This is a genomic window from Methanoculleus nereidis (assembly GCF_032944295.1).
Lineage (GTDB): Archaea > Halobacteriota > Methanomicrobia > Methanomicrobiales > Methanoculleaceae > Methanoculleus > Methanoculleus nereidis.
In genome coordinates this window covers 12,713-35,471 of the sequence record NZ_JABFFQ010000003.1, presented here as the reverse complement: position 1 = coordinate 35,471, position 22,759 = coordinate 12,713, and the positions used below count along the sequence as shown (strand labels likewise).

At 63.0% G+C, this 22,759-nt stretch carries 22 protein-coding genes; 6 read left to right on the top strand and 16 right to left on the bottom strand.

Annotation, left to right across the window (positions count from 1 at the left end; translation table 11 throughout):
* Position 1: 1 nt before the first annotated feature.
* Genes glmU through HL657_RS05630 form a run of 7 tightly spaced genes read right to left on the bottom strand, consistent with a single transcriptional unit; the run spans position 2 to position 6,220 of the window.
* Entirely contained in the window at positions 2-1,201 is a 1,200-nt protein-coding gene (gene glmU, locus HL657_RS05660) for a bifunctional sugar-1-phosphate nucleotidylyltransferase/acetyltransferase (protein WP_317295855.1), read from the bottom strand.
* Positions 1,202-1,205: 4 nt separating this feature from the next.
* Positions 1,206-2,462, bottom strand: coding sequence for a phosphopentomutase/phosphoglucosamine mutase (locus HL657_RS05655; RefSeq protein WP_317295854.1), 1,257 nt, complete (start codon positions 2,460-2,462; stop codon positions 1,206-1,208).
* Positions 2,463-2,499: 37 nt separating this feature from the next.
* On the bottom strand, positions 2,500-3,105 hold the full coding sequence (locus HL657_RS05650; RefSeq protein WP_317295853.1) for a hypothetical protein: 606 nt from the start codon (positions 3,103-3,105) through the stop codon (positions 2,500-2,502).
* Complete coding sequence (locus HL657_RS05645; RefSeq protein ID WP_317295852.1) at positions 3,102-3,716, bottom strand: cyclase family protein; 615 nt, start codon at positions 3,714-3,716, stop codon at positions 3,102-3,104. Before HL657_RS05645 ends, HL657_RS05650 begins: the two co-directional genes overlap by 4 nt.
* Positions 3,713-4,375: a protein-L-isoaspartate(D-aspartate) O-methyltransferase gene (locus HL657_RS05640; RefSeq protein ID WP_317296016.1), complete on the bottom strand. Its 663-nt coding sequence runs from the start codon at positions 4,373-4,375 to the stop codon at positions 3,713-3,715. The genes HL657_RS05645 and HL657_RS05640 overlap by 4 nt, the downstream gene beginning before the upstream one ends.
* A gap of 16 nt (positions 4,376-4,391) precedes the next feature.
* Entirely contained in the window at positions 4,392-5,504 is a 1,113-nt protein-coding gene (locus tag HL657_RS05635; protein WP_317295851.1) for a SufB/SufD family protein, read from the bottom strand.
* Positions 5,489-6,220 carry an ABC transporter ATP-binding protein gene (locus tag HL657_RS05630; protein WP_317295850.1) on the bottom strand — a complete coding sequence of 244 codons (732 nt, stop codon included), beginning with the start codon at positions 6,218-6,220 and terminating at the stop codon, positions 5,489-5,491. Before HL657_RS05630 ends, HL657_RS05635 begins: the two co-directional genes overlap by 16 nt.
* 209 nt (positions 6,221-6,429) lie before the next feature.
* Here HL657_RS05630 and HL657_RS05625 point away from each other — a divergent pair, with 209 nt between their 5' ends.
* The gene (locus HL657_RS05625) at positions 6,430-6,585 is read left to right on the top strand and encodes a hypothetical protein (protein WP_317295849.1); all 156 of its coding nucleotides are present in this window, start codon (positions 6,430-6,432) and stop codon (positions 6,583-6,585) included.
* A gap of 29 nt (positions 6,586-6,614) precedes the next feature.
* On the opposite strand, the gene HL657_RS05620 is transcribed toward HL657_RS05625, so the two are convergent.
* Positions 6,615-7,724, bottom strand: coding sequence for a hypothetical protein (locus HL657_RS05620; protein ID WP_317295848.1), 1,110 nt, complete (start codon positions 7,722-7,724; stop codon positions 6,615-6,617).
* 4 nt (positions 7,725-7,728) lie between these two features.
* Complete coding sequence (locus HL657_RS05615) at positions 7,729-8,496, bottom strand: TIGR01458 family HAD-type hydrolase (protein ID WP_317295847.1); 768 nt, start codon at positions 8,494-8,496, stop codon at positions 7,729-7,731.
* A 133-nt stretch (positions 8,497-8,629) separates the two neighbouring features.
* Here HL657_RS05615 and HL657_RS05610 point away from each other — a divergent pair, with 133 nt between their 5' ends.
* The 4 genes from HL657_RS05610 to HL657_RS05595 all read left to right on the top strand — a co-directional run bounded on the left by HL657_RS05610 (position 8,630) and on the right by HL657_RS05595 (position 13,138).
* Positions 8,630-9,133 carry a hypothetical protein gene (locus HL657_RS05610; protein WP_317295846.1) on the top strand — a complete coding sequence of 168 codons (504 nt, stop codon included), beginning with the start codon at positions 8,630-8,632 and terminating at the stop codon, positions 9,131-9,133.
* A gap of 84 nt (positions 9,134-9,217) precedes the next feature.
* Positions 9,218-10,294, top strand: a complete 1,077-nt coding sequence (locus tag HL657_RS05605) for a ribonuclease H-like domain-containing protein (RefSeq protein WP_317295845.1) — start codon at positions 9,218-9,220, stop codon at positions 10,292-10,294.
* On the top strand, positions 10,281-12,539 hold the full coding sequence (locus HL657_RS05600) for a DEAD/DEAH box helicase (RefSeq protein WP_317295844.1): 2,259 nt from the start codon (positions 10,281-10,283) through the stop codon (positions 12,537-12,539). Before HL657_RS05605 ends, HL657_RS05600 begins: the two co-directional genes overlap by 14 nt.
* A gap of 50 nt (positions 12,540-12,589) precedes the next feature.
* Positions 12,590-13,138 carry an archaemetzincin family Zn-dependent metalloprotease gene (locus tag HL657_RS05595; RefSeq protein ID WP_317295843.1) on the top strand — a complete coding sequence of 183 codons (549 nt, stop codon included), beginning with the start codon at positions 12,590-12,592 and terminating at the stop codon, positions 13,136-13,138.
* A gap of 368 nt (positions 13,139-13,506) precedes the next feature.
* On the opposite strand, the gene HL657_RS05590 is transcribed toward HL657_RS05595, so the two are convergent.
* The 3 genes from HL657_RS05590 to HL657_RS05580 are packed head-to-tail and all read right to left on the bottom strand — an operon-like array spanning position 13,507 to position 14,476.
* Positions 13,507-13,713: a helix-turn-helix transcriptional regulator gene (locus HL657_RS05590; RefSeq protein ID WP_317295842.1), complete on the bottom strand. Its 207-nt coding sequence runs from the start codon at positions 13,711-13,713 to the stop codon at positions 13,507-13,509.
* Positions 13,710-14,093, bottom strand: coding sequence for a hypothetical protein (locus tag HL657_RS05585; RefSeq protein WP_317295841.1), 384 nt, complete (start codon positions 14,091-14,093; stop codon positions 13,710-13,712). The genes HL657_RS05590 and HL657_RS05585 overlap by 4 nt, the downstream gene beginning before the upstream one ends.
* Complete coding sequence (locus HL657_RS05580) at positions 14,090-14,476, bottom strand: hypothetical protein (RefSeq protein ID WP_317295840.1); 387 nt, start codon at positions 14,474-14,476, stop codon at positions 14,090-14,092. The genes HL657_RS05585 and HL657_RS05580 overlap by 4 nt, the downstream gene beginning before the upstream one ends.
* 544 nt (positions 14,477-15,020) lie before the next feature.
* On the opposite strand from HL657_RS05580, the gene HL657_RS05575 reads away from it, so the two are divergent.
* Positions 15,021-17,279, top strand: a complete 2,259-nt coding sequence (locus HL657_RS05575) for a bifunctional alpha,alpha-trehalose-phosphate synthase (UDP-forming)/trehalose-phosphatase (protein WP_317295839.1) — start codon at positions 15,021-15,023, stop codon at positions 17,277-17,279.
* Here the strand turns inward: HL657_RS05575 and sepS are convergent.
* From sepS to prf1, 4 genes are read right to left on the bottom strand one after another with little or no spacing between them, the layout of a single operon-like run.
* Positions 17,254-18,849, bottom strand: coding sequence for an O-phosphoserine--tRNA ligase (gene sepS / locus HL657_RS05570; RefSeq protein WP_317295838.1), 1,596 nt, complete (start codon positions 18,847-18,849; stop codon positions 17,254-17,256). The genes HL657_RS05575 and sepS overlap by 26 nt on opposite strands.
* Positions 18,846-19,739, bottom strand: a complete 894-nt coding sequence (twy1, locus tag HL657_RS05565) for a 4-demethylwyosine synthase TYW1 (RefSeq protein ID WP_317295837.1) — start codon at positions 19,737-19,739, stop codon at positions 18,846-18,848. The genes sepS and twy1 overlap by 4 nt, the downstream gene beginning before the upstream one ends.
* Positions 19,720-21,384, bottom strand: a complete 1,665-nt coding sequence (argS, locus tag HL657_RS05560) for an arginine--tRNA ligase (RefSeq protein WP_317295836.1) — start codon at positions 21,382-21,384, stop codon at positions 19,720-19,722. Before argS ends, twy1 begins: the two co-directional genes overlap by 20 nt.
* Positions 21,384-22,655: a peptide chain release factor aRF-1 gene (prf1, locus tag HL657_RS05555; RefSeq protein ID WP_317295835.1), complete on the bottom strand. Its 1,272-nt coding sequence runs from the start codon at positions 22,653-22,655 to the stop codon at positions 21,384-21,386. The genes argS and prf1 overlap by 1 nt, the downstream gene beginning before the upstream one ends.
* Positions 22,656-22,759: the final 104 nt, after the last annotated feature.

Genomic DNA, 22,759 nt, shown 5'->3' with positions numbered 1-22,759 from the left:
ATCACCTGATGATAGAACCGTCGTCGATGCACCCTTCCACGAGGGAGTGGGGAGCAATCCTCGCGTTGCTACCGACGATGCTTCCAACATTCACCGAACAGTTGATCCCGAAGAGGACGTCGTCGCCGATGATGGCGCCGAACTTCCTCCGTCCCGTGGTCTTTCCGCAGACCTTCACCGCTCCGTTGTCGTGCCTGAGGTTTGCAACCTTGGTGCCTGCCCCGAAGTTGCACCCGCTCCCGATGATGCTATCACCCACATAGTTGAAGTGCGGGATCTTCGTCCCCGACATAACGATGGAGTTCTTGATCTCGGTCGCGTGCCCGATGTGGCAGTTGTCCCCGATGGCGGTGGAGCCCCGAATGTAGGCGTGGGGGCCGATGGTGCAGTTCTCGCCGATGATGCAGGAACCTTCGATGTAGGTCCCGGATCGGATCACGGTCCCTTTCCCGATGCTGACCGTCTCCGGGACGGTGCATCCGTCCTCGATAGCGCCGTGCCGTTCGTGGGAGAGCGAAGAGATGAGCGCCTCGTTTGCGTCGAGAAGATCCCACGGCTGTCCGACGTCGAGCCAGTATTCCAGCGGGTGTGCCCTGAGCGTTCCCTCCCCGATGTAGGAGTCGAGGGCATCGGTCAGTTCGAACTCGCCCCGCCCCGATATCTTGAGCCCCGAGAGGAGATCAAAGATGTCGGGCTCGAAGAGGTAGGCGCCTGCATTGATCAGGTTGCTTTTTGGATCTTCAGACTTCTCCTCAAGGCCGGTGATGCGGTTCCCCTCCACGGTCACCACACCATAGTCCTGTGGGTGGTCCGTCTCGTGTATGCCCATGCAGGGGGCGTCCATCCGGCAAAACTCCTGGATGTCATCTCTTTTAAGGACCATATCCCCGTTTAGGAGGAGGAACCGGCCGTTGACCATTCCTGCCGTCGCCCGCAGGGCGTCTGCCGTGCCGAGCTGGTGGCGCTGGGTCACGTAGGTGACATTCACTCCAAGGCTGCTCCCGTCACCGAAGTGGTTCCGGATCTCGCGTTCGAAGTAGCCGACGACAAAGATGAAGTCGTTGATTCCCGCATCGCGGGCCGCGAGAACCAGGTGTTCCATCATCGGGCGGTTCGCGATCGGAAGCATCACTTTCGGACGGCGGGCGGTCAGGGGCCGCATTCGTTTCCCCTCTCCTGCTGCCAGTACGACACACTGCATACATTCACTCCAGAATACGTTTCGCTTGTTCAAGGGCGACGTGCCCCAGGCCGAGCATCTCTTTTGCCTTTGCGGGCGTTCTTCCTTCGGCCGTGATCCGGACCTTTGGTTCGGTGCCGCTTGCCCGGATCAGGTACCAGCCGTCTTCATCCTCGAACCGGACCCCGTGGGTCGGCTCGTCTGCCCCCATCGCCGCCATGACCTCCCGCGGCGAGCCGATGCGATACGACTCCCGGAGGAGGGTATACCGGGGCATCCGGTCGAGTTCTTCTGCAATCGACCACTCCGAGGCGATCTCGCAGAGCAGGGCCGCGGCGTAGATCCCGTCCGGGCAGTAGGAGTGCTCGGGAAAGATCCAGCTCCCTGATGCCTCCCCACCGAAGTCTCCCCAGGAGAGGAGTTCTTCGGAGACGAAACTGTCGCCGACCGGCGTGCGGTGGACCTCCGCGACCTCTTCGATCGCCATGGATGCGTCGACGGTGGTGACCACCCGCTTGCGGTCGAGGTATTTCGCAAACAGCATGAGAAGGTGGTCGCCGTCGATGTAGCGGCCGCGTTCATCGAACGCCATCATCCGGTCGGCGTCCCCATCGTGGATCACCGCGCACGCGGCCTCCCGTCGCCGGACGATCTCGCCGATATAGGGGAGGTTTGCTTCAAGCGGCTCCGATGGGCGGGCAAACCTTCCTGCAACGTTGCAGTTCAGGCCAATTACGGTTGCCCCTGCTCCGGCAAGAAGATCGGGGGTGATGACGCTTCCCGCCCCGTTGCCGCAGTCCAGCACGGTCGTGATGGGCCTCTCCAGGCTGACCTGGTCGAGGATCGTCTCCCGATGTGCGTCCACTGCGTCGACAGGAAAGGTGTGTCCCTGCTCGTCCCAGTTCTTCCAGTGTGTGCCGCGGAGCCCCTCCTCGATCGCCGCCTGCTGCCGGAGGGTGAATGACGACCCGTCGGGGTTGAAGAGTTTGACCCCGTTGTAGGATTCGGGGTTGTGCGAGGCGGTGATCATGCACCCTGCGTCCACGCATCCCGTTGCGTGCGCGACTGTCGGCGTGGGCGCGATGCCGCAGGAATAAACGGTTGCACCGGCCGAGAGCATCCCGGAAACAATGCTGTGCTCAAGCAGTTCGCTGGTCATACGGGTGTCCCGGCCGACGACGATTGTTGAAGCATCGTCTGCGGTGGCTGCTCCGATACGGAGCGCGAGCTCGACGAGGCCGGGACTGAACTCCTGCCGGATTCCGGAAGAGCCGAAAAGCATACTCCTGTATAATCCTTTCTTTCCTAAAAAAAGGTATTCATCGTCCGTAGGGACACCAGTGCTCGAGATTTATAAGGCCGCTGACCCCGGCGGTCGACGGCCCGAGGAATATCATTCGTTTCTTGCCCCGGTATTCGTCGATACAGGCGATCCCCGCATCGCTCGTCATACCGTCCCCGGCGACCAGAAAGAGGTCTGCCGCCTCCGGCGAGTCGACCACCTGATTTCCGAGGGTCCGCTCGAGCACCGGCATCGGGCCGACGAGGTAGAGCCGTTTTCCGGCGACCTCACGGGAGAGCTCCGCAAGGCAGGGGGTGTAGCAGTCAGGGGTGCAGGGCCGGAGTCTTCGTGACAGGCAGAGGAACGCCGAGACGGCGTTGACGATCGCGCCTGCCGCCGCCCGCTGCTTCTGATTTGCGAGCGGCGCACCGAACATAAAGGAGACCCGGGTGTTGGCCCGGAGGGGTTCGCTTGTGACGAACTGCCCGCTCCGGCCGCCGAACTGCCCTTCCATGTAGACCCCTCTGGGATACTGACAGATGTCTCCATCGTAGTTCACACTGAGCGTCACGATCCCGTCCTCGCATCCGCTGTCCGCGAGGATTGTTTCCAATTTTCCTATTGCATCGTGCCAGAAACTCATATTAATTCCTCCCTGTCCCAGAGGATCGCCCGCGCGGGTGACCCGTCCACACCTTTGAGCCGTAACGGCAGCGCCACCATGAAATAGCTTCCCTCCGGCACGGCGGAGAGGTCGAGGAGTTCGAGGATGACCATTCCGTTCCCGAGTAACCGGCAGTGGACCGAACCGTCGCCGTTATACGTCTCGATAGATGGGGCGTCGATCCCGAGGCAGGTGATCCCGGCTTCAACGATGAGGTCTGCCGCCTCAGGGGAGAGCGCCGGGTAGCCGGGTTCAAACTCTCGCCGTCCCGAAAACCAGGTCTTCAGAAGAATTGTCCGGGCACCGTCGATGCAGCCGGCGAGATGATCGGGTTCAATGACCTCCCCTGCGTCGCTGCAGTCGAGCACCCGTGCGGGCCCCATCAGCACCGCAAGCGGGATCTCGTTGACCGTCAGTCCCCCCTTGATGTAGTGCGACGGGGCGTCAATATGCGTTCCGGTATGGCTCCCGAGGGTCATCTCGGTCACGCGGTACTGTCCGTTGTCGATCTCGCGAAACCGGGGCCGGACGTCCCCGGGATAGAGGACAGCATCCTCGGAGAGGTCCCGGGTGATGTCGTAGACCGTCACGGGGACACCTCTCCCTGCCATCCGAACTGCCCGATCAGCGGCACGAAACAGACGCCGCCGAGCGGGATCGTCTCCACCCTGCCTTCGCGTTTGACGAGTTTGACGAGATCCTGGCATTCCCGCGGCCCGACGGGAGCGACCAGCCGTCCTCCCTTGCCAAGCTGGTCGATCAGGGGTTGGGGGATCTCGGGTGTTGCCGCCGTGACGACGATGGCGTCGTAGGGTGCCTCCGGCGGATACCCTTCCGTGCCGTCGCCGACGACCACCTCAACGCCGGTGACCCCCGCCCGCGCGAGGTTCTCCCGCGCCCGGTCGGCGAGGTGGGCGAGGCGTTCGACGGAGACAACCTTCGCGGCGAGTTCGGCAAGGAGCGCCGCCTGGTAGCCGCTGCCGGTCCCGATCTCGAGGACACGGTCGTGGGAGCGGATCTCCAGTTGTTCGGTCATGACGGCGACGATGTAGGGCTGGGAGATGGTCTGCCCCTCGCCGATGGGGAGCGGCCGGTCGTCGTAAGCCGCACGTTCGAGGTTTTTGGGCACGAAGAGGTGGCGGGGGATCTTTCGCATCGCGGCGAGCACTCTTTTGTCTCCGATTCCCCGGGCCCGGATCTGGAACTCCACCATCTCTTCGCGTTCCCTCTTGCAGGGATCGGTCTCCATCCTCCCGTCTCCCGAATCAGAAGCCTGATTCTGCTTTATCGATCGCGGCATCGATCTGCTCCTGCAGGACTGCAGGCAGACCGCTGATCTTCACATCCAGAAACCCGCGTATAATGGTTGCGGTGGCCTCTTCCTCGGAGAGACCCCGGGCCATGAGGTACTCGATCTCGTGCCGGGCGATCTTGCCGACCGCGGCTTCGTGGGAAAGTTCGGTGCCGGTCAGCGTCCCCTCGATCTCGGGGATGGCGTGGACGATGCCGTCTTTTAAGATCAGGCCCTTGCACTCGATGTGGCCCCGGGTGTTGTCCTTCTCGCCGAGGATGTGGCCCCGGGAGATGATGGTGCCGCCGGTGGTGATCGCCCGGGTGATCAGTTCGGCGCTCGCGTTCTCGGCGCCGAGGATGGCGCGGGAACCCAGATCGAGGGTCGAGCCCGGTGTCGCGACGACGATGCTCGAGAACCGGGCCACGGCGTTCTTCCCGACCAGGCGGGCCGTTGGGTACATCTCGATACGGTTGACCGGCTGCATGCAGACGTAGTTCGAGAGGAAGGTTCCGTCCTCTTCGACGACGGTGGCGCTCCGCGGGAAGACGCTGATGCCGGGGTTCCAGTTGTGGATCATCGTGGACGTGACCTTGGCGCCTTTGCCGACGTAGATCTCGGTCACTCCGATATGCGCTCCGTGCTCCTTCTGCCAGGAACTTGCACAGCCGGAGATGATGTTGATCTCGGATCCCTCCCTCGCGATGAAGATGTTGTGGACGTGCTGCACCGGCTCTTCGCGCAGAAAGAGGCAGGCCTGGAGGGGCATCTCGACCTTCACGCCTTCATGAGCGATGACGACGAGGCCCTGCGGGTTCTCCTGCTTCGCCAGGTACTGTGTATATTTGTCCTTTTCGCGCGATACGGCGTTCCAGTAGTAGTCTTTCACCCAGTCGTACTTCTCGAGGGCGGCCTTGATGGGGATCATCTCGATCCCTTCGGCACCGCAGGTGGTCTGGATCACATCCTGGTCGATCTGGAAGAAACTCCCGCACCGATTCTGCATTCCGACTTCAAGGCCGGTCAGAGCGAGACGTTCCCGGTCCTCCTGCGAGAGCTGTTCGATATCGCCTACATCTGTTTGCAACGCATACACTCTCCGTATCCTTTCTCTTTGACCACGCGCAGGATCTCGCGGGGGTTCCCGTGGCACCGGATCCGGCCGTCGATCAGCACATGCCCCTGGTCGGCCTCGAGGTAATCGAGAATGTAGCCGGTGTGGGTGATAATGAGGCCGCTCCGGCGGCGGTTGACGATATGGACATCTTTCTCGAGCAGGCCTGCGATCTCTTTGCCCATCAGGCTCATGTTCTCGAGGTCCACACCACTCTCTGGCTCGTCCAGCATGAGGAAATCGGGCTGCTGGACCTTCAGTTGTAGGACCTCGCTCCGCTTGATCTCGCCGCCGGAGAACCCGACGTTGGTATCGCGGGCGAGGAAATGCTCCATATTGACCGTCTGCGCGAGCGCCTCGATTGCGTCTTCGCCCAGATGGGATGTGGCGGCGAGGAGCTTTTCGAGTTTCAGCCCCGATATCGCGGGCGGGTGTTGAAACATCATGCCTATCCCGAGATGGGCGCGCTCGTGGACCGGCATCCCGGTGATATCCGTTCCCTTAAAAACGATGGATCCGGACGTGATCGTGTAGCCGCCGAACCCCATGATGGCTTTGAGCAGCGTGCTCTTCCCCGAGCCGTTCGGCCCCATCAGGATATGGGTCTCCCCCTGCCCGATATGGAGGTTGATGTCGTGGAGCTTCTCGGTGCCATCCACGCTCACGTGTAAATCACTGATATCCAGCATACGGCACTTCGTTCCATGTATTTGTCAAGGGAATACATTAACGCTTGCCAACGGAGCAATTACCTTTTCGATTGATGTAGGTCCTGATCGCGGCGATAACCGGTAAACTCCTGCATAACGGGCGCGAAGCTTCTGGCGGATTCCCGGCTCTTCACTTTCACCCCGCACGCGGCCTACAGTTAAGTAGTGCCTTCACTCCGTTTTTTTACATGGAAAGATCTACATTCACCACGTTTGCCTGCCTTGCCGAGCGGGCCGCCCGGTATCCGACTGTTGTTCGGCGCAGCCAGATGCGTAAGGCAACATACTTCGCCTCCAGCGCCCCGGCGAACCACCCCTTCTTTGAGGCGGAGAGCCACGCGTAATCCCCCTTCCGGGGATCCCTGCCCCTCCGTCACCCCGCGAGGTATGCCCGGGCACGGAGGTACGATCCGGACCGGTCGTGCGCGTGGGTGATGAGGTGGTTATGGAGGTCTACGGCAGCCTCGGACTCAGCGAGCAGGGTGTTGTAGGCGTCTATCGCGTCGTTATATTCCCGGGCCCTCTGGTTGTATTCCGTGACGAGACGGTTGCACTCCCGGATCTCCCCCGACCGGGAGAGGGCCGCTATCCTCACATCGAGAGCTTCCAGGGACACTCTCTCCTCTTCGAGCTCCCGGGTACGAGCCGTGAGTTCCACCTCGAACTCCTCAAGGTGGTTGCGGGATGCCGAGAGGGCGTGTTCGATCGTTTCGACCTCGCCGCACGCCGTGTAGGACCTGTTCCCGTACCCGGCCGGGATCACCAGGGGATCGGAGGAGAGGAGCGTCCCGTCCGCGAGTTCCGCGGGCGGAATCCCCACGTAACTGGTGTTCGTGGCCTCGATGTAGGCGTACGGCGTGTTGCGGTAGCGGTAGCGGCACCCGGCGCTCTTCACCCCGACGGCCATGTGCCCTTCCTCCCCGAAGTAGAGGAGCGCGACCCCGTAGCCTTCTCGTGCGAGGAGCCCGGCAAGGAGGAGGCTTTTGTCGTCGCAGTCCCCTTCTGCGTCCACATAGGTCTCGATGGGGAACTTCGGCTCCGCGACCGAGGCGTCGGTCCGGTACGGGATGGACTGCACGAATGCGGCGATCAGTTCCAGGTAGCGGTCGTCGCCGAGGGCTTCCCGGTCACGGATCTCCCGGAGGGCCGCGAGCAAGTCCGCGTAAAGGGGTTCCTGATGAGGATCGTTGATGAACGCCAGGTAGTAGATCGGAATCCACTCCTCTTCAGAGAGGTTCTCTGAGAGGTAGAGTTGCCGATCCGCTGCTTTCGCACCGGCATAGACCGCCGGGTCTGGACTGACCCGGATCGTCTCCTCCCCGTCCTCGAACGGGAAGGTGTAGGCCGGCGCCTGGTCGAGGGCAGCCCCCTCGACCGGCACGATCGCCGGCGGGACGACCGGAGGATGGAGAAGACCACCCAGGCACCCGGCGCCGAGTGCCATGGCGACGAGGACGAGCGCGGTGAGGATCCGTTTCCACATGGTATCAGATGTAATCCGGGAGGTCGGCGAGCGAATCGATGACAAGGTCCGGTGTGATGCCTGAAGCGCGAACCGTCTCCTCCCGGTACTTGCCGGTCCTGACCAGGATGCCCTTCATCCCGGAGGCCCGGGCGCCGCCGATATCGGTGACGATGTCGTCGCCGATCATCGCCGCCTCCCCCGGGTCCGCCCCGATCTCCCGGAGCGCACGGCGGAAGAAAGCCGGGGAGGGTTTCCCGATCACCTCCGCCTCCTTTCCGGCGGCGTACTCGAGCGCGGCCACGAAGGGGCCGGCCGAGAGCATCAGCCCGTCCGCCCCCATCCAGTACCGGTCTTTTTCGAGCGCGACGAGGTCTGCGCCGCCCACGAGAAGGCGGAACGCCCGGTTCATCGAGGCGTAGGTCAGATCGTCGCCCGCGTCGGCGACCACGACCGCGTCGGCATTCTCCTCCACGGGCACGATACCGGCCTCCTCGAAGTCTCTCCGGGCGTTCGGGGTGGTGAGGAGGAAGCACCGGGTCCGGCCACCTTCCCGCAGGTGTGCGGCGGCGGCGACCGGGGCGGTGATGATCCAGGGTTCCGGGACGGCATAGCCGAGGGCCTGCAGGCGGCCGGCGACCGAATGGCGGGAGCGGCGGGTGGTGTTGGAGACGAACCGGTAGGGTATTCCCCGCCGGTCGAGTTCCCGGAGCGTCCGGCCCGCTCCAGCGACAGCTCGGTCGCCGACGTAGAGGACGCCGTCGATATCGATCAGGGCTGCTCCGATCTTCATGTCGTTCCTTTTGTTGTCTGCAGGAGTATTTATGCGGTGCCCGGGAGGAGCGGCACATTCGTGAGAACCTTGATGGGGTTACAGGTGTATCCGCCTTCGATCCGGAGAACATCACAAGGAGGAGAAAGAGGATATGGATACGTTCGAACGGATACCGGTGGACGTACGCTGGAAACTTGCCGCCCGGGAAGTCTCCACACTGCCGCTTGCCTATCGGAGAGCCATCAGGGACGGTGCCGACGACCAGCTCTACAACGAGGTCGAGCGGGCGGTATGGCGGGAGCAGGGGAGGGAAGCGGGCGTCATCGCCCGTGCCTTCGGGATGCCGCTCGGAAACGCCCGGGAGGTTGCGGAAGCGTTTGCGGCGGCAACAGGGGTGCTCTTTGGGCCCGAGTACCGGTACGAGGTCAAGGAATCAGCGCCGGACGAGGCGCTCCTGACCGTCCGGAAGTGTGCGATGGTCGCGCGGGCGAAAGAACAGGGCGAAAACCCACTTGCCGTCTGCAACGCCTGTCACGGTTACACAGGCGCCGCGATACCGGGTTTGAACCCGGACTACGCTCTGAAATACCTGAGCGCCATCTGTGCCGGCGACGATGTGTGCTCGATCGTGGTGAGGCCCGCACAGAAGAAGTAACGCAGGAGGGAAAGGTCCCCCGTTCACTTTCACTACGCGGGGATCAGGTTGAATTCCGCCAGAGTCCAACCCTCTGCCGACAGAATGGCTTACCCATTCGATCGGGCAGGGAGGCTGTGGCGGGCCCGGGCTGACCGGGCCGGGGAGCATAACGCCTTCGGGGGGGACGAGAGGTTCGCCCCGGGGCGGTGGTCCCCGCTCGCCCCCTTCCCGGACTACGATAGGGCCCGGAGGCTCCGGGACGACCTCATTGCCGGTTACCGGGGCCGGGCGTTCGAGGACGTCTTTTGCGGCCGGGAGGTTGCGTGTGGCGGGGGGAGATGTTACCGTCTTGAGTCCCGGAGCGCCATGGACCTTGATGACCGTGACCCGGATCGGGCGGTGGCGGCCATCCTCGGCGACCTCACCCTGGTCCGCGGCATCGGTGAGGTGACGGAGCGGAAGCTGAAAAGGTGGGGTTACCGGACGGTCGCCGACCTTGTCCGGCACCCGCTCTACCGCCGGGAGGCTGCCCGGCTCCTGGACTCGGTTGCGGAGGGGGACGTCTGCAACCTTCTGGAGCGGATTGGGCGGCGCCGGAGAAGCGATCCGCTCCTCCTCGAGGTCAGCCGGTTCCACGCTCCCGGGGATTTCATCTTCCTCGATATCGAGACCCTGGGGCTCTTCTCCCGGCCGATCATCCTCATCGGCCTCGCCCGGGTTCGGGGCGGGTCAATCGTCGTCCACCAGTACCTGCTCCGGTCCGTCGACGAGGAGGAAGCGGCGCTCACCACCGTCCTCCCCGATCTGGAAGCGGTGGGCACGGCCCTCGTCACCTTCAACGGCCGGGCGTTCGACCTCCCCTATATCCGGGAGCGGCTTGCCTACTACGGTATCCCGGCAGAGCTCGGCATGCCTCACTTCGACGTCCTCCACTTCGCACGCCGCCGCTGGAGGGGCTCGTTCGCCACCTGCCGGCTCGGCACGCTCGAGAGGGAGGTCCTCGGCGTCGGGCGGGCGGATGACGTTCCGGGCCGGATGGTGCCGGAGTTTTACGATACCTACCAGCGGACGGGAAATCCCGGCCCGCTCGTCCCGGTGGTGGAGCATAACCGCCAGGACCTCATCTCGCTCGCCCGGCTCTTTGCCATACTCCGGGGGGATGGCAATGGCGGTGCGTGACTTTCTCGACCTGCTCGCGACCGATCCCCGGTTTCGGGAGAGTGTCGTGCATATCGAGACCACGTCCCGCCGGGAAGCCCGGTATGGAGACCTCTCCCGTCTCCTTCCAAAAGAACTTCAGTCCTACTGCGATGGGAAGGGACTCCGGCTCTACACTCACCAGTGTGCGGCGATCGAACACCTGCGCACCGGAGAGAACATCATCATCACCACCCCGACCGCGAGCGGAAAGACGCTCGCGTTCCTGCTCCCGGTCTTCGAGCATCTCGCCGCCGACCCCGGCGCAACCGCGCTCTTCCTCTACCCGACAAAAGCGCTCGCGAACGATCAGGTGAAGGTGGTCCGGGAATTGGAGCGGGAGTCCGGGATCCGGGTGGACGCCGCCATCTACGACGGCGACACGCCCGCCGGGAGGCGGCCGGCGATCCGGGAGCGTTCACGGGTCATCCTCTCGAACCCGCACGAACTCCACCAGGTCCTCGCCTGGCACATGAAGTGGAGCCGATTTTTCCGGAACCTGCGGTTTGTGGTGATCGACGAGGCCCACCGTTATCGCGGGGTTGCCGGATCGCACATGGCGATGCTCCTCCGCCGCCTTGCCCGCATCGCCGACCACTACGGTGCCCGTCCGCAGTTCGTCCTCTCCTCGGCCACCCTTGCAAACCCCGGGGAGTTCGCCGCCCGCCTGACCGGGGAGGAGGCGATCGCTATCGGGGAGGACGGGTCGCCGGCGGGTGCAAAGACGTTCGTCCTCTACAACCCCTCTACCGCCGGCGGCGGGCGGTCCGCCCATTCGGCGACGAAAGACCTCCTCCTTGCGTCGGTGGAAAGCGGATGCCGGACGCTCTGCTTCACCGTCTCCCGGAGACTTGCCGAACTGATCGCGATCCGCTCCGGGCCGTTCCCGGCAATAAGCGCATACCGGGCCGGCTACCTCCCCAAAGACCGGCGGGCGATCGAGGACGGTCTCAAAGACGGCAGTCTCCGCGGCGTCGTGACGACGAACGCCCTCGAACTCGGGATCGATGTCGGGTCGCTCGACGGCGTCATCATCTCCGGGTATCCCGGGACGATGATCTCGGTCCGGCAGCAGGCGGGGAGGTCCGGACGCCGCTCCGGCGAGTCGTTTGCCGTTCTCGTCGCGTTCGAGAACCCGCTCGACCAGTACTTCATGCGCCACCCGCAGGCGTTCTTCTCCCGGCCCTGCGAGCATGCCGTCGTGGACACGGGAAATCCGTATATCCTCTCGGGCCACCTCCTCTGCGCGGCGGCGGAACTCCCTGTCGACCCGGAGCGTGACGGCCGCTGGTTCGGTCCGGATCTCGCGGGGATGCTTGCGGCATTCGAGCAGGTCCACCTGCTCCGGAAGGCCTCGAGGGGCTGGATCTACGCCGGAAAGGGACGGGCGGCGGATATGGTCAGCCTGGACGCCGTCTCCTCCGATACCTTCCGGGTGATGCACGGGGCGAGACTGCTCGAGACGATGGATCGGGGGCAGGCCTACCGGGAGGCGCACCCGGGCGCCATCCTCCTCCACCGGGGGGAGACCTACGTGGTGACCGCGATGGATCTCGACCAACATGCCATCCGGGTGGAGGAGACCGATACCGATACCTATACCCAGCCCCTCTCCACCACCGACGTGGCAGTCGTGCGGGAGATCCGGCGCCGCGATATCGGGGGCATGCAGGTCTCGTTCGGCGACATCAAGGTCACCCAAGAGGTCGTCGGGTATACAGTGCGCCATTATGGTCGGGCCGTGAGTTACCACCGGCTGGACCTCCCGCCGCTCCACCTTGAGACGAAGGCTCTCTGGTTCACCCTGCCGGACCGGGCGGTGGAGGAGGTCGTCGCAGGGGGGCGAGACCTTGCCGGCGGGCTGCACGGTGCGGAGCACGCCCTGATCGCCGTCATGCCCTATCATGTCGTCTGCGACCGCCATGACATCGGCGGACTCTCGACCTCCTTCCACGCTGCAACCGGTGCGCCGACGATATTCGTCTACGACGGCTACGAGGGCGGGATCGGGCTTGCGGAGAAGGCGTTCGCCCTCCTCCCCGCGGTTGCCGGGACGGCGCACGAACTGGTCCGCGACTGCGGGTGCACTGCGGGATGCCCCGCATGCATCTATTCGCCGAAGTGCGGGAACCAGAACCAGCCGCTTGACCGGGAGGCGGCCGTTAGCATCCTTGACGACCTTGCCGGACGGCTTTCTGTCACGGGGCGCCACCCCTCCAATCCCTGATCGATACCCTCAAGTTCTCGCCTGCCGATAACCGGCGCCAGGATGCCCCCATGAATCTCATCCTGGTCCCAATTGGGAAGGTCGATCCTGAGGAGATACGGATGCTCAAGGATCCCCTGGAGGCGGCGTTCTCCCGCGACGTCGCGATCGGGGAGGAGATCCCGCTTCCTGCAGCCGCGCGGAACGCCGCCCGCAACCAGTACGACGCGGAGATGGTGCTCGAGTTCCTCTCGCTCTCCTTGGAGCCCGCCGGCGGCAACCGGATACTGGGGATCACCAACGCCGACCTCTACTTCCCGGGAATGAACTTTGTCTTTGGGATAGCCGATCGGAGGTGCGCCCTGATCTCCCTTCATCGTCTCAGACAGTCGTTCTACAGGCTGCCGGAAGATGCGGCCCTCTTTTTGCACCGCGCCGTGGTGGAGGCGGTGCATGAGCTGGGGCACACCTTCGGGCTCGCCCACTGCGAAGACCCCCGGTGCGTAATGCGTTTCTCAAACACCATCGCTGAGACCGATCGAAAGGGCCCGGGGTTCTGTTCGGCCTGCCGTCCGCGGGTTTGTTCTGGGGCGGCCGGACGGCAGTGGCGGGCCGGGTAGAAAGGATCGATCCTTATCTCCCAAAAATGCGGAAAACAATTCCCTCTTGCTGCGCCCATCCCGAATAATCGAATCACCGGCATACAATATATTTTTGATGTAATAAAAAAGCGTTATCGGGAGAAAGGCCCAAATATTGGGCTAATGTTAAATTTGGGGGATTAATTCACGAATATCGAATCGGAACATTTTTAGTCTGCCACTCCAACCTTATGGATTGTCCCCAATATCATTTTTCTGTGACCCCCTGTTGCTCTACTGTATCGATCCGGAGCTGGCGGTTTCTTCTGCACCCGATCGTCGGCGGGCTCCCGGGGGACGCCGGTTGCGACTCCCCTGCCGTGCAGCCATCCGCCGGGACGGCACGATCACGCCAGATCCTCGTCCTCGAAGATGAAGACCTCTTCGATGGTTGAGCCGAGCGCCCTGGACACTTTATAGGCGAGTTTCAGGGAGGGGTTGTACTTCCCCTTCTCGAGGAAGACGATCGTCTCCCGCCGGACCCCGACCTGCTGCGCCAGCTCCTCCTGGGTAATCCCCGCCTTCGCCCGGAGCTCCCGGATCCGGGTCCTCACCCGGCGTCCCCCTTCCGGAGCAGGTATAGTTCCGCAACGCTCGCGCTGATCCCCGCAAGAAGGAAGAGTGCAACCAGCACCTCCCTCCCGCTCAGCCGGACCATGCCAGCAAAATCGACGAAGAGCAGGAACATCAGGGCGACAAACGAGACCTGCCAGGCGTACGAGCGTGCGAACGTGCGGATCTTGCGGAGCCGTTCGTCGTCTGGGGGGCCTTCGTCGGTCTTCATCCGCTCCATCACGGCCCCGGCGATGAGCAGCACCCCGAAGGGGATGAGGATGATGGGTATCCAGGGGTTCAGCCCGGGGAGGATCACGGCGAAGGCGGTTCCGGTGAGGATGGAGGCCCCACCGACCACTGCCTGCAACGTCGGCCTCACGCCACATCCCCCTGCCGGAAGAAGTACCACTGGAATAGCCGTGCGGAGAGCCCCATCAGCAGTATGGTCGAGAGGAGCACGGTCTCGACCGTGAGGGCGAGCAGCCCGAGGTAGTTCACCCAGAAGAGCAGAGCAAGGAAGACGATGGTGAGGAGCCAGGAGTAGGAGATGCCGTAGGCCCCGATCTTCTGCGTCCGCTCGTCTCTCTCCGGTTCGTCCCGAAACCTCCAGTGCCGGACCACGGCCACCGCGAGGATCACGAGACCGATGGTCACCAGGAGCGAGGAGATCGCCTCCGTCCCGGCTACAAGGAATGGAAGGAGTATGCCTGCAGCGCCGAGAACCACTCCCGCCGCAATCTGTATCGCGTATCGCTTCTTCATCGCGCCACCTGTTATGTATATCTAACATTGTGTTAGAAAAATATAACGTTTGCGGTGTGGGGCGCAGACGCGGCACTCCGGTCGTGGATGCCCGTCCATCCCTGGTCCCGCAATCCTCCTTTACCACCGCTCGTCGCCTCGATAGCCGCATTGCAATAGAGAATATCATAACTCCTCACGATCAGGCTGGAGGGATACTTCCTATCCCTCCGGCCGGGCGGTGGGGGTCGTCCTTCGGTCTTCGAGGTTATCTCCCCCACCCCGCCCGGCCTGCGACATACGATAACCAGATCCTGATTGCTCTGCCCACCCCGGCCACGAATCCGCCCCTCCTCCGCCAGCCGCCGCCGCGGATCCTCCGACGGAATCGCTACGATAGGACGCGCCCGGGATGCATGGTGCCGGCGGGCGACGGGAGAGCCGGGGAAAGGAGTTGTTCGCCCGGGGTTTGATATCTGCAATTTTTGGAGATTTCGCCAAAACCTTAATTTTGGTTGAGAATACCTGGATGGTGATCATCCCACGACTGTGAGCAGGATCAACTATGAACCGGTTACTGATAGTATCAAACAGGCTTCCGGTCGGTGTTTCCCGCAAGAACGGCGACCTCCACCTGCAACGGAGCGTCGGCGGTCTTGCCACGGGAGTTGGCTCTTTCTACAAGTCCTACGAGAGCCTCTGGGTCGGCTGGCCTGGCATAAACATCCGGAAGAATCAGGAAGAAGAGAAAGATCGGGTTGTCGGGGTGCTCGCAAAAGAGCAGTGCCACCCGGTCTTCCTCTCCCCGTATGACATCAAGCACTACTACGACGGGTTCTGCAACAACACCCTCTGGCCGCTCCTCCACTACTTCAACCTCCATGCAGACTACGATCCGAAGACGTGGCAGGTCTACCAGAGGGTGAACGAGAAGTTCTGCGACGCCGTGATGGAGGTGGCCCGGCCCGACGACACCATCTGGGTCCACGACTACCACCTGATGCTCCTCCCGCAGATGCTCCGGGAGCGCCTGCCGGATGCCGAGATCGGGTATTTCCACCACATCCCCTTCCCGTCGTTCGAGATCTTCCGCCACCTCCCCTGGAGGAAGGAGATCCTCTCCGGCCTCCTTGGAGCGGACCTTATCGGGTTCCATACCTACGGCTACGTCCGCCACTTCCTCTCCAGCGTCCGGCGGCTCCTCGGGTACGAGCACACCTTTGGGGAGGTCAGGACCGGCACCCGGATGGTGCGCACCGACCTCTTCCCGATGGGCATCGACTACCACCGGTTCGCCGACTCCGCAGGCAGCACCCCGGTCCAGAAGGAGATCGCGCGTATCCGTCAGGAGTACGGGAAACGAAAGATCATTCTCTCGTTCGACCGCCTGGACTACACAAAGGGGATCCCGCTCCGGCTCGAGGCGTTCGACGCGCTCCTCGAGAAGAAGCCGGATTACCAGGGGAAGGTCTCGCTTGTCCTCGTCGCGGTCCCATCCCGGACCGGCGTCGATAGCTATCAGGTGTTGAAGAAACAGATCGACGAACTCGTCGGCCGCATCAACGGGAAGTACGGGACGACCGACTGGATTCCCGTTCGCTACTTCTACAATTTCCTCCCGTTCGAGACGTTAGTGGCGTTCTACAGCGCCGCCGACGTCGCTCTGGTGACGCCGCTTCGGGACGGGATGAACCTGATGGCGAAAGAGTATGTCGCCACGAGGACCGACGGCACCGGGGTGCTCATCCTCTCTGAGATGGCGGGAGCGGCGGAGGAACTCGGCGAGGCGATTATCGTCAACCCGAACGACCAGGACGCGGTGATTGAGGCGATCGAGACTGCGGTCGCCATGCCGGAGAAGGAGCAGATCGAGCGGAACCGGGTCATGCAGAGGAGGCTGATGCGCTACGACATCGAGCGCTGGGTAGGTGACTTCTTCACGCGCCTCGGCGATGCCCGGGCAGTCCAGGCCGAACGCTCCGAGCAGATCGTCACCCCGGCCATCAGGGAGGAACTGGTCGCAGACTACGCTGCGGCGAACGATCGACTGCTTCTCCTTGACTACGATGGAACTCTGGTTCCCTTCGCTGCAAAACCGCAGAAGGCGGTTCCCGGCGACGCAACCCGGGAGGTGCTCAAGTCCCTCTCCCACACACCGGGAAACGAGGTGGTGGTGATCAGCGGCAGGGACCGGTCCACGCTGGATGCCTGGTTCGGGGAGATGGATATCGGGATCATCGCCGAGCACGGTGTCTGGGTCAGGGAGCGCTCCGGGGAGTGGCGGATGCCTGAGGCGCTCTCGGACGAGTGGAAAGAGGAGATCTACCCGCTCCTCGAACTCTACACGGACCGCACCCCCGGCGCCTTCATCGAGGAGAAGGACTACTCGCTCGTCTGGCATTATCGGAGAACCGATCCGCTGCTCGGTGCGCAGCGGGCGAAAGACCTCAAGGACGACCTCCTGCACCTGACGTCGAACCTGAACGTCGGCGTCATGGACGGGAACAAGGTCATCGAGATCAAGAACAACGTCGTCAACAAAGGAAGGGCGGCGCTGAACTGGGTCTCTCAACGTGCCTGGGACTTCATCCTCGCCATCGGCGACGACCGGACAGACGAAGATCTCTTCGAGGCGATGCCGCCCGAGGCCTACTCGATCAAGGTCGGGCTCGCCCCGAGCAGGGCCCGGTTCAATCTGGTCACCCAGCGGGACGTGCTGCCCCTGCTCCGGAGATGCATCGAACGCAATAAAGAAGGCGCTTCCGGAAAAAAAGAGGGGCCGGGGCGGGAAAAAGCCCTTATTGAGTCGACGGCTCCGGGATGACCGACCTGACCGTCAGGAAGACCGGGCCCCGGAGGTCCACCTTTTTGTTGTGGTCGGTGATGTGCCGCATCGCGTACTCCTCGATGCGCAGGTTGACGTCGGAGGGGAGTTTCGACATCTTCACCTGGACGTGAGCCTCTTCACCGCACCGCGCCGCCTCCTCGATCCGGGCGGCGGCGAGGCTCGATACCGCATCGAGGTAGGTGATGCCGGTGGAGACGCCTTCCTGCCGGACGGTCGCCCACTTCTCGATGTCCGGGACACCGAGGACCGAGCCGTCGTGGACGAAGACTTCGTTTGCGCAGGCAGGGCCGCAGAGTTTTGTGTTGGACTCGGGCTCTTCGACGATCACCACTATCTCCCTTCCCGCGATCTCGCCCTTCCACGCGGTGAACGTACAGGGTCCGGGGGCGGCGGCGTGCTCGGCGGCCGTGGCGCGAATCGCCTCCGCCATACGCTTCCCGGTCGCGGACGCCGGTTCCTCACGGAGGTGGACGGCGCCGGCGATCTCGCGGTCGGAGATCTCCTGCGGGAAGAACTGCGGGTAGGTGAGCTGGCGGACGTCGTTTGACTGGTAGGCGATCATCGCAAGCCGTTCCACCCCGAGGCCGAGGTTCATCACCGGCACGCCGATCCCGTACTCCGCGAGCGCCGAAGGCGAGTAGATGCCGAAGGTGGCCACCTCGACCCAGCCGAGGACCGGGTGACGGGCGTAGACCTCCGTCTGGGTCTCGGGCATGTAGTACTTCGACCGCTTCTCGTCGGGCTGGAACCGGAACTCCGTAAACCCGAAGGCCGAGAGGAGGGCTTCGCTGACGGCTTTCCCCTCTTCGAGGGTGACGTCCTCTCCCGCGACGATGCAGGAGGCCGAGTGGTAGGTCATCAGGCGGGTTGGGCCCTCCTCCTGCTCCCGCCGGAAACACCGGTCGATCGAGAAGAGCCGTATCGGGAGGTGACGTTTCTCCCAGAGGGAGGAGAGCGTCAGGAACCAGCCGCTCGTCATGTGGCTCCGGAGGGTGTTGCGCGACGACTCGGGGGCGAGCGCCTTAAACTCGGGGAAGACCGCATCGAGGATATGCACCACGGCGGCGTCGTCGGCCTCAAGGACGGTCGCGAGTTCGTGCGCCAGTTCGTCGCCGTCGATCGTCCCCTTCTTGTAGCCGTGGAGGGTCTCGCGGAGTTTCTCCTCGGCCCCGGACGGGAGCGCACGGCCGAGGATGGCCTCGATCTCCTCGACCTGCTTTCTCGCGATACCGACGTTCGGGCGGGGCAGCCCGCCGAGGTAGAAGACCCGGTCAAGGACGGCCATCGCCTCAGGCCCGAATTGCCGGTAGATGTCCGATTCTTCGACGATCAGGGGGTTCATAGCCTCGTCAAACCCCATCGCGAGGTAGGTCTCGCGGAGCCGTTGCACGATCTCGAAGATCGGGTGCGGTGTCGCCCGGGTATATCTCACCCGGGGATACCGGCCCGAGACCCCCGGCGGGGTCAGCACCGACGGCCCTTCGTGCCAGGCGTGCTCGAAGTCCTCTCTCGCTCTCTTTTTGAACTCTTCCACATCAAATCTCATATCTTCCGCTCCAGACAGACAACCCGGCTCACCGGGCTCTCGTCCCTGATGACATAATCGCAGTGCTCGGCGATTTTCTCGGAAAATGCTCGTATCTCACGGTGTTCGGGCATCTGCTCCCTCTGCAGTCGATTCCTACTGTACCCCAGATACATATAACCCTTTACCTCCACGAACCGGGCCCCGGAGTCCTGGTAGATCGCCGCATACCCCTCGGGAGAGAAGTCGTTGTAGCCGCGCACCACCGTGGTGCGGATGGCCGACCGGCGCTCCCGAAGTCCGGCGAGGCTCTCGTGAATCCTGTCCCAGTAGTCCTCCTTCGGCCGGCAGAGGGAGAGGTAGGTCTCCCGGTCGGGGGCGTCCAACGAGACATAGGTCTGGTAGGGCCGGCATCGGGCGAGGACGTCGGGCCGGGTGCCGTTCGAGACGAGGAACGTTGTATAACCCTCGGCGTTGAGGCCGTCGACCAGCTCCGGGAGCCGCGAGTAGCAGGTCGGCTCCCCCGAGAGGGATATCGCGACCATCGTGGGGTCGAGAGCCTCCGCGAACCGTTCCGGCGCTACGTAGGGCGAGACCTTGTAGCCCGAGAGCGCTTTTTTCTGGACGCGCCGGAGATTTTCGATGATCACGTCCGGCGGGCACTCCTCTTCCTCCACGACCTCGTGCTCGAACGACCGCCAGCAGAAGAGGCACTGCTGGTTGCACTTGAGGGTCGGGGTCATCTGGACACAGCGGTGGCTCTCGATGCCGTAGAACTGTGCCTTGTAGCACATCTCCCCGCCCCTGAGCGCCCGCTTGTTCCACATGCAGGGTTTTACGGCCGCCGAAGAGTTCGGGGTGATGAATTGATAGCCCTGTTTTTTGAGGGCTTTACATGCTTCTGAGTGCATCGATCCCGAGAGTCTCTAAGGACTCCTGTAAGGTGTTCCTGACCGCGTCTACGAGCGCGAGGCGGCTGTTCCGGGTCTCCCCCTCGCTCTTCAAGACCGGGTCGTAGTGGTAGAAGGCATTGAAGAGGTCGGCGAGCTCGCGGGCGTAGGAGGCGAGCAGGTGCGGGCGGAGTTCCTCAACGGTCTGCTCGACAACGGCCGGGAACCGGGCGAGGTGCCGGGCGAGCGCGACCTCGTGGTCGGTCTCGTAGTGGTAGGCCCGCTCGAACTCCCCGGCCTTCTCGAGAATGCTGCAGGCGCGGGCGTGGGCGTACTGGATATAGGGGCCGCTCTGGCGCTCGAAGTCCAGCGCCTCCTTCCAGTTAAAGACCGTGCTCTTCTCGGGGGAGACCTTCACGATGTCGTAGCGGATGGCGGCGATGGCGACCGACTTTGCGATAGCGGCCCGCTCCTCTTCGGGGAGTTCGGGACGGCGGCTGGTCACTTCCTCGAACGCCTTCGCGGCCACTTCCTCGATGAGCTCGTCCGCCGAGACGAACTTGCCCGCCCGGGTGCTCATGGCGCCCTCTGGAAGGGAGACGAATTCGAAGAAGACGATCTCGGGCGGTTTTTCGCCGAGCAGCTCAAGGGTGGCCCGGAGCTGGGCGCCGATCAGTTTGTGGTCCGCCCCGAGGACGTCGATCATCCGGTCGTAGTTGCGTGCCTTCCAGGTGTGGTAGGCGAGGTCGCGGGTGCTGTAGACCGAGGTGCCGTCGCTGCGTCGGAGGATGTACTTCTTCTCGAACCCCTGCTCGGAGAGGTCGACCCAGAGCGTCTCGTCCTCGTGGGCCTGCGGCAGGCGCCGGACCTGCTCAACGATCCGGTCAACGTCGCCGATCCGGACGAAGTCGCTCTCCCAGACGAACCTGTCGTGGTGGGCGTTCAGGGCCGCGAGGGTCGCCTTGATCCCCTCCGCGCAGAGGGAGACGGCTTTACGGAACTTCGCGACGGTTTCGGCGTCGCCGCGTTCCACCTTCTGCATGAGATGGTCGATCTCTTCGGTGATCCCGGGGTTCTTCTCGATCTCCCGGTTCGCCGCGACGTAGACCCGGGCGACGTAATGGTCTTCCTTCTCGCCTTCCTCCCGGGCGATATCGAGATGGTCGAACCCCCACGAGACGATGGCGATCTGGCGGCCCATGTCATTGAGATAATACTGCACCTCGAGTGGGTGGCCGGCCTTCCGGAACGTCCGGGCGAGGGTGTCGCCGATGACGGTGTTCCTGATGTGGCCGACATGGAGCGGGCCGTTCGGGTTCGCGCTCGTGTGTTCGAGCACGACCCGGCCGGAACGGCGGGAGACTCTCCCGTAACCGGGCTCGATGGCTTCCCGCACCGCCTCCGAAAGAAGCGTCGGCCCGAACCGGAAGTTGACGTAGGGGCCGACCGCTTCGACCCGGACGTCGCCGAGGTCGGGGTTTGCCGAGAGTTTCTCTGCGATGCCCACGGCGATCTTCTGGGGTGCTTGCTTCTCCTTTTTTGCACGTTTAAACGCTACGGTCGAGGCGAGATCGGCGTGATCCCCGCCTGTCGTGAGGAGGACGTCCTCTTCACCGGTGCATGCCCGGAGCATGCGCTCAATCTGGTGATACTTCTTCTGAAACATCAGTATCCTGTCCTGTAACGCAGGATTGCAGCGATCCCGCCGAATGCGTTGTGGAGCATCGAACCTTCTTCGAAATCGTCCGAGATGATCCTGACCGCCGTGCTGCTCTGGTCTGCGAGCGTTGTCAGTTCGTCGATGATATCACTCTCTTCCTCGATATAGAGCGACCCGCCGTCGTTTGGGCAGGTGCCGAAGTCGAGGTCCTTGATATGTTTCCCCGGCTCGATGCTGACCGTCCGCTCCTCGGTGTAGTCGCTGTTCTGGCAGGCAAGTTTCAACCGGGCTCTCCGGAGTTTGTCGGAGAGGAGAAGGGTGTCGACGGCACCGAGTTCCAGGTTCTTCCTGACGCTTTCTTCACCGTAGGCGGCAGCTCCGTCGTCTTTGACCAGTTCCTGGAGGAACCGGTTCATTATGTTCTTTTCCTTGATGATATCGAGGCCTTTCAAGGCGTCCGACGCGTTCTCGACGAGTTCGGCAAGCCCGGACTCGTTCGTGTAGGAGACGTCGAAGAGCCCGATGATCCGTTTCTGCAGCTCGTGGTGGAGGTAGCCGCCGGCCTCGAACTCCTCCTTCGTGGGGGTTGGGCCGCCGATCAGCACGCCCTTGAACCGCTCGAAGAAGTCCTTCTCAGCGAGGAAGATATCGTTCGCGAGATCGCCGATCTTCTTGTAGAACTCGTTGATGGCGATCAGCCGGAGCCGCTGGAAACGGACGCTTGACTGACCTCCTTTTCGTTGTTTGCCGGGGACAGTCGAGGTGACGCCGCGGATTGGCTCGATCCGGTTGCCGCGGAGAAATCCGACGTAGGCCTCCCGCCGGTCGAGGACAATCAGGCCGTAGATCTCCTTCTCGCCGAGCATCTGCTCCAGCGGTTCGAGTTCGAACGAGGAACTGCACCGGTACATATAGGTATTGAGCGCCTCAGGCGGCTCGATGATCTCGCACTCGAGGTTGGTGCGGTCGCCGCCGGTGTTGATCGTGCCGCAGAAGATCGCCATGCCGTGCTCCGGCGGGCGCTTATAGTATTTCAGGCGGGAGAGGATGGAGGATATGGCACTCTGGACGTTTGTCCGGGTCTGTTTGCTTTTGATGTTTGCACACTGGCCGAACTCGTCGCGGAGCTGGGCGGTCACGTCATATATCTGCTTATCCGGAGGTATATAGAGTGTGATCAGCTCGGTACCGCTTCCCTCCTTCTCCGCAAGCCTCTCAAGCATCTTTTTAAATTCGTAGCGCTTTCGCGGGGTATCCATCTCTTGCGTTTCTTCCATCGGAGTTCACCAAGCTAACTGAAGTTTTGTTCGCTTATCGGAGCTACTATATGTTTCCCGGGGGAGGGCATAAATCTGCGCACATACGCCAATCCCCTCCCGCC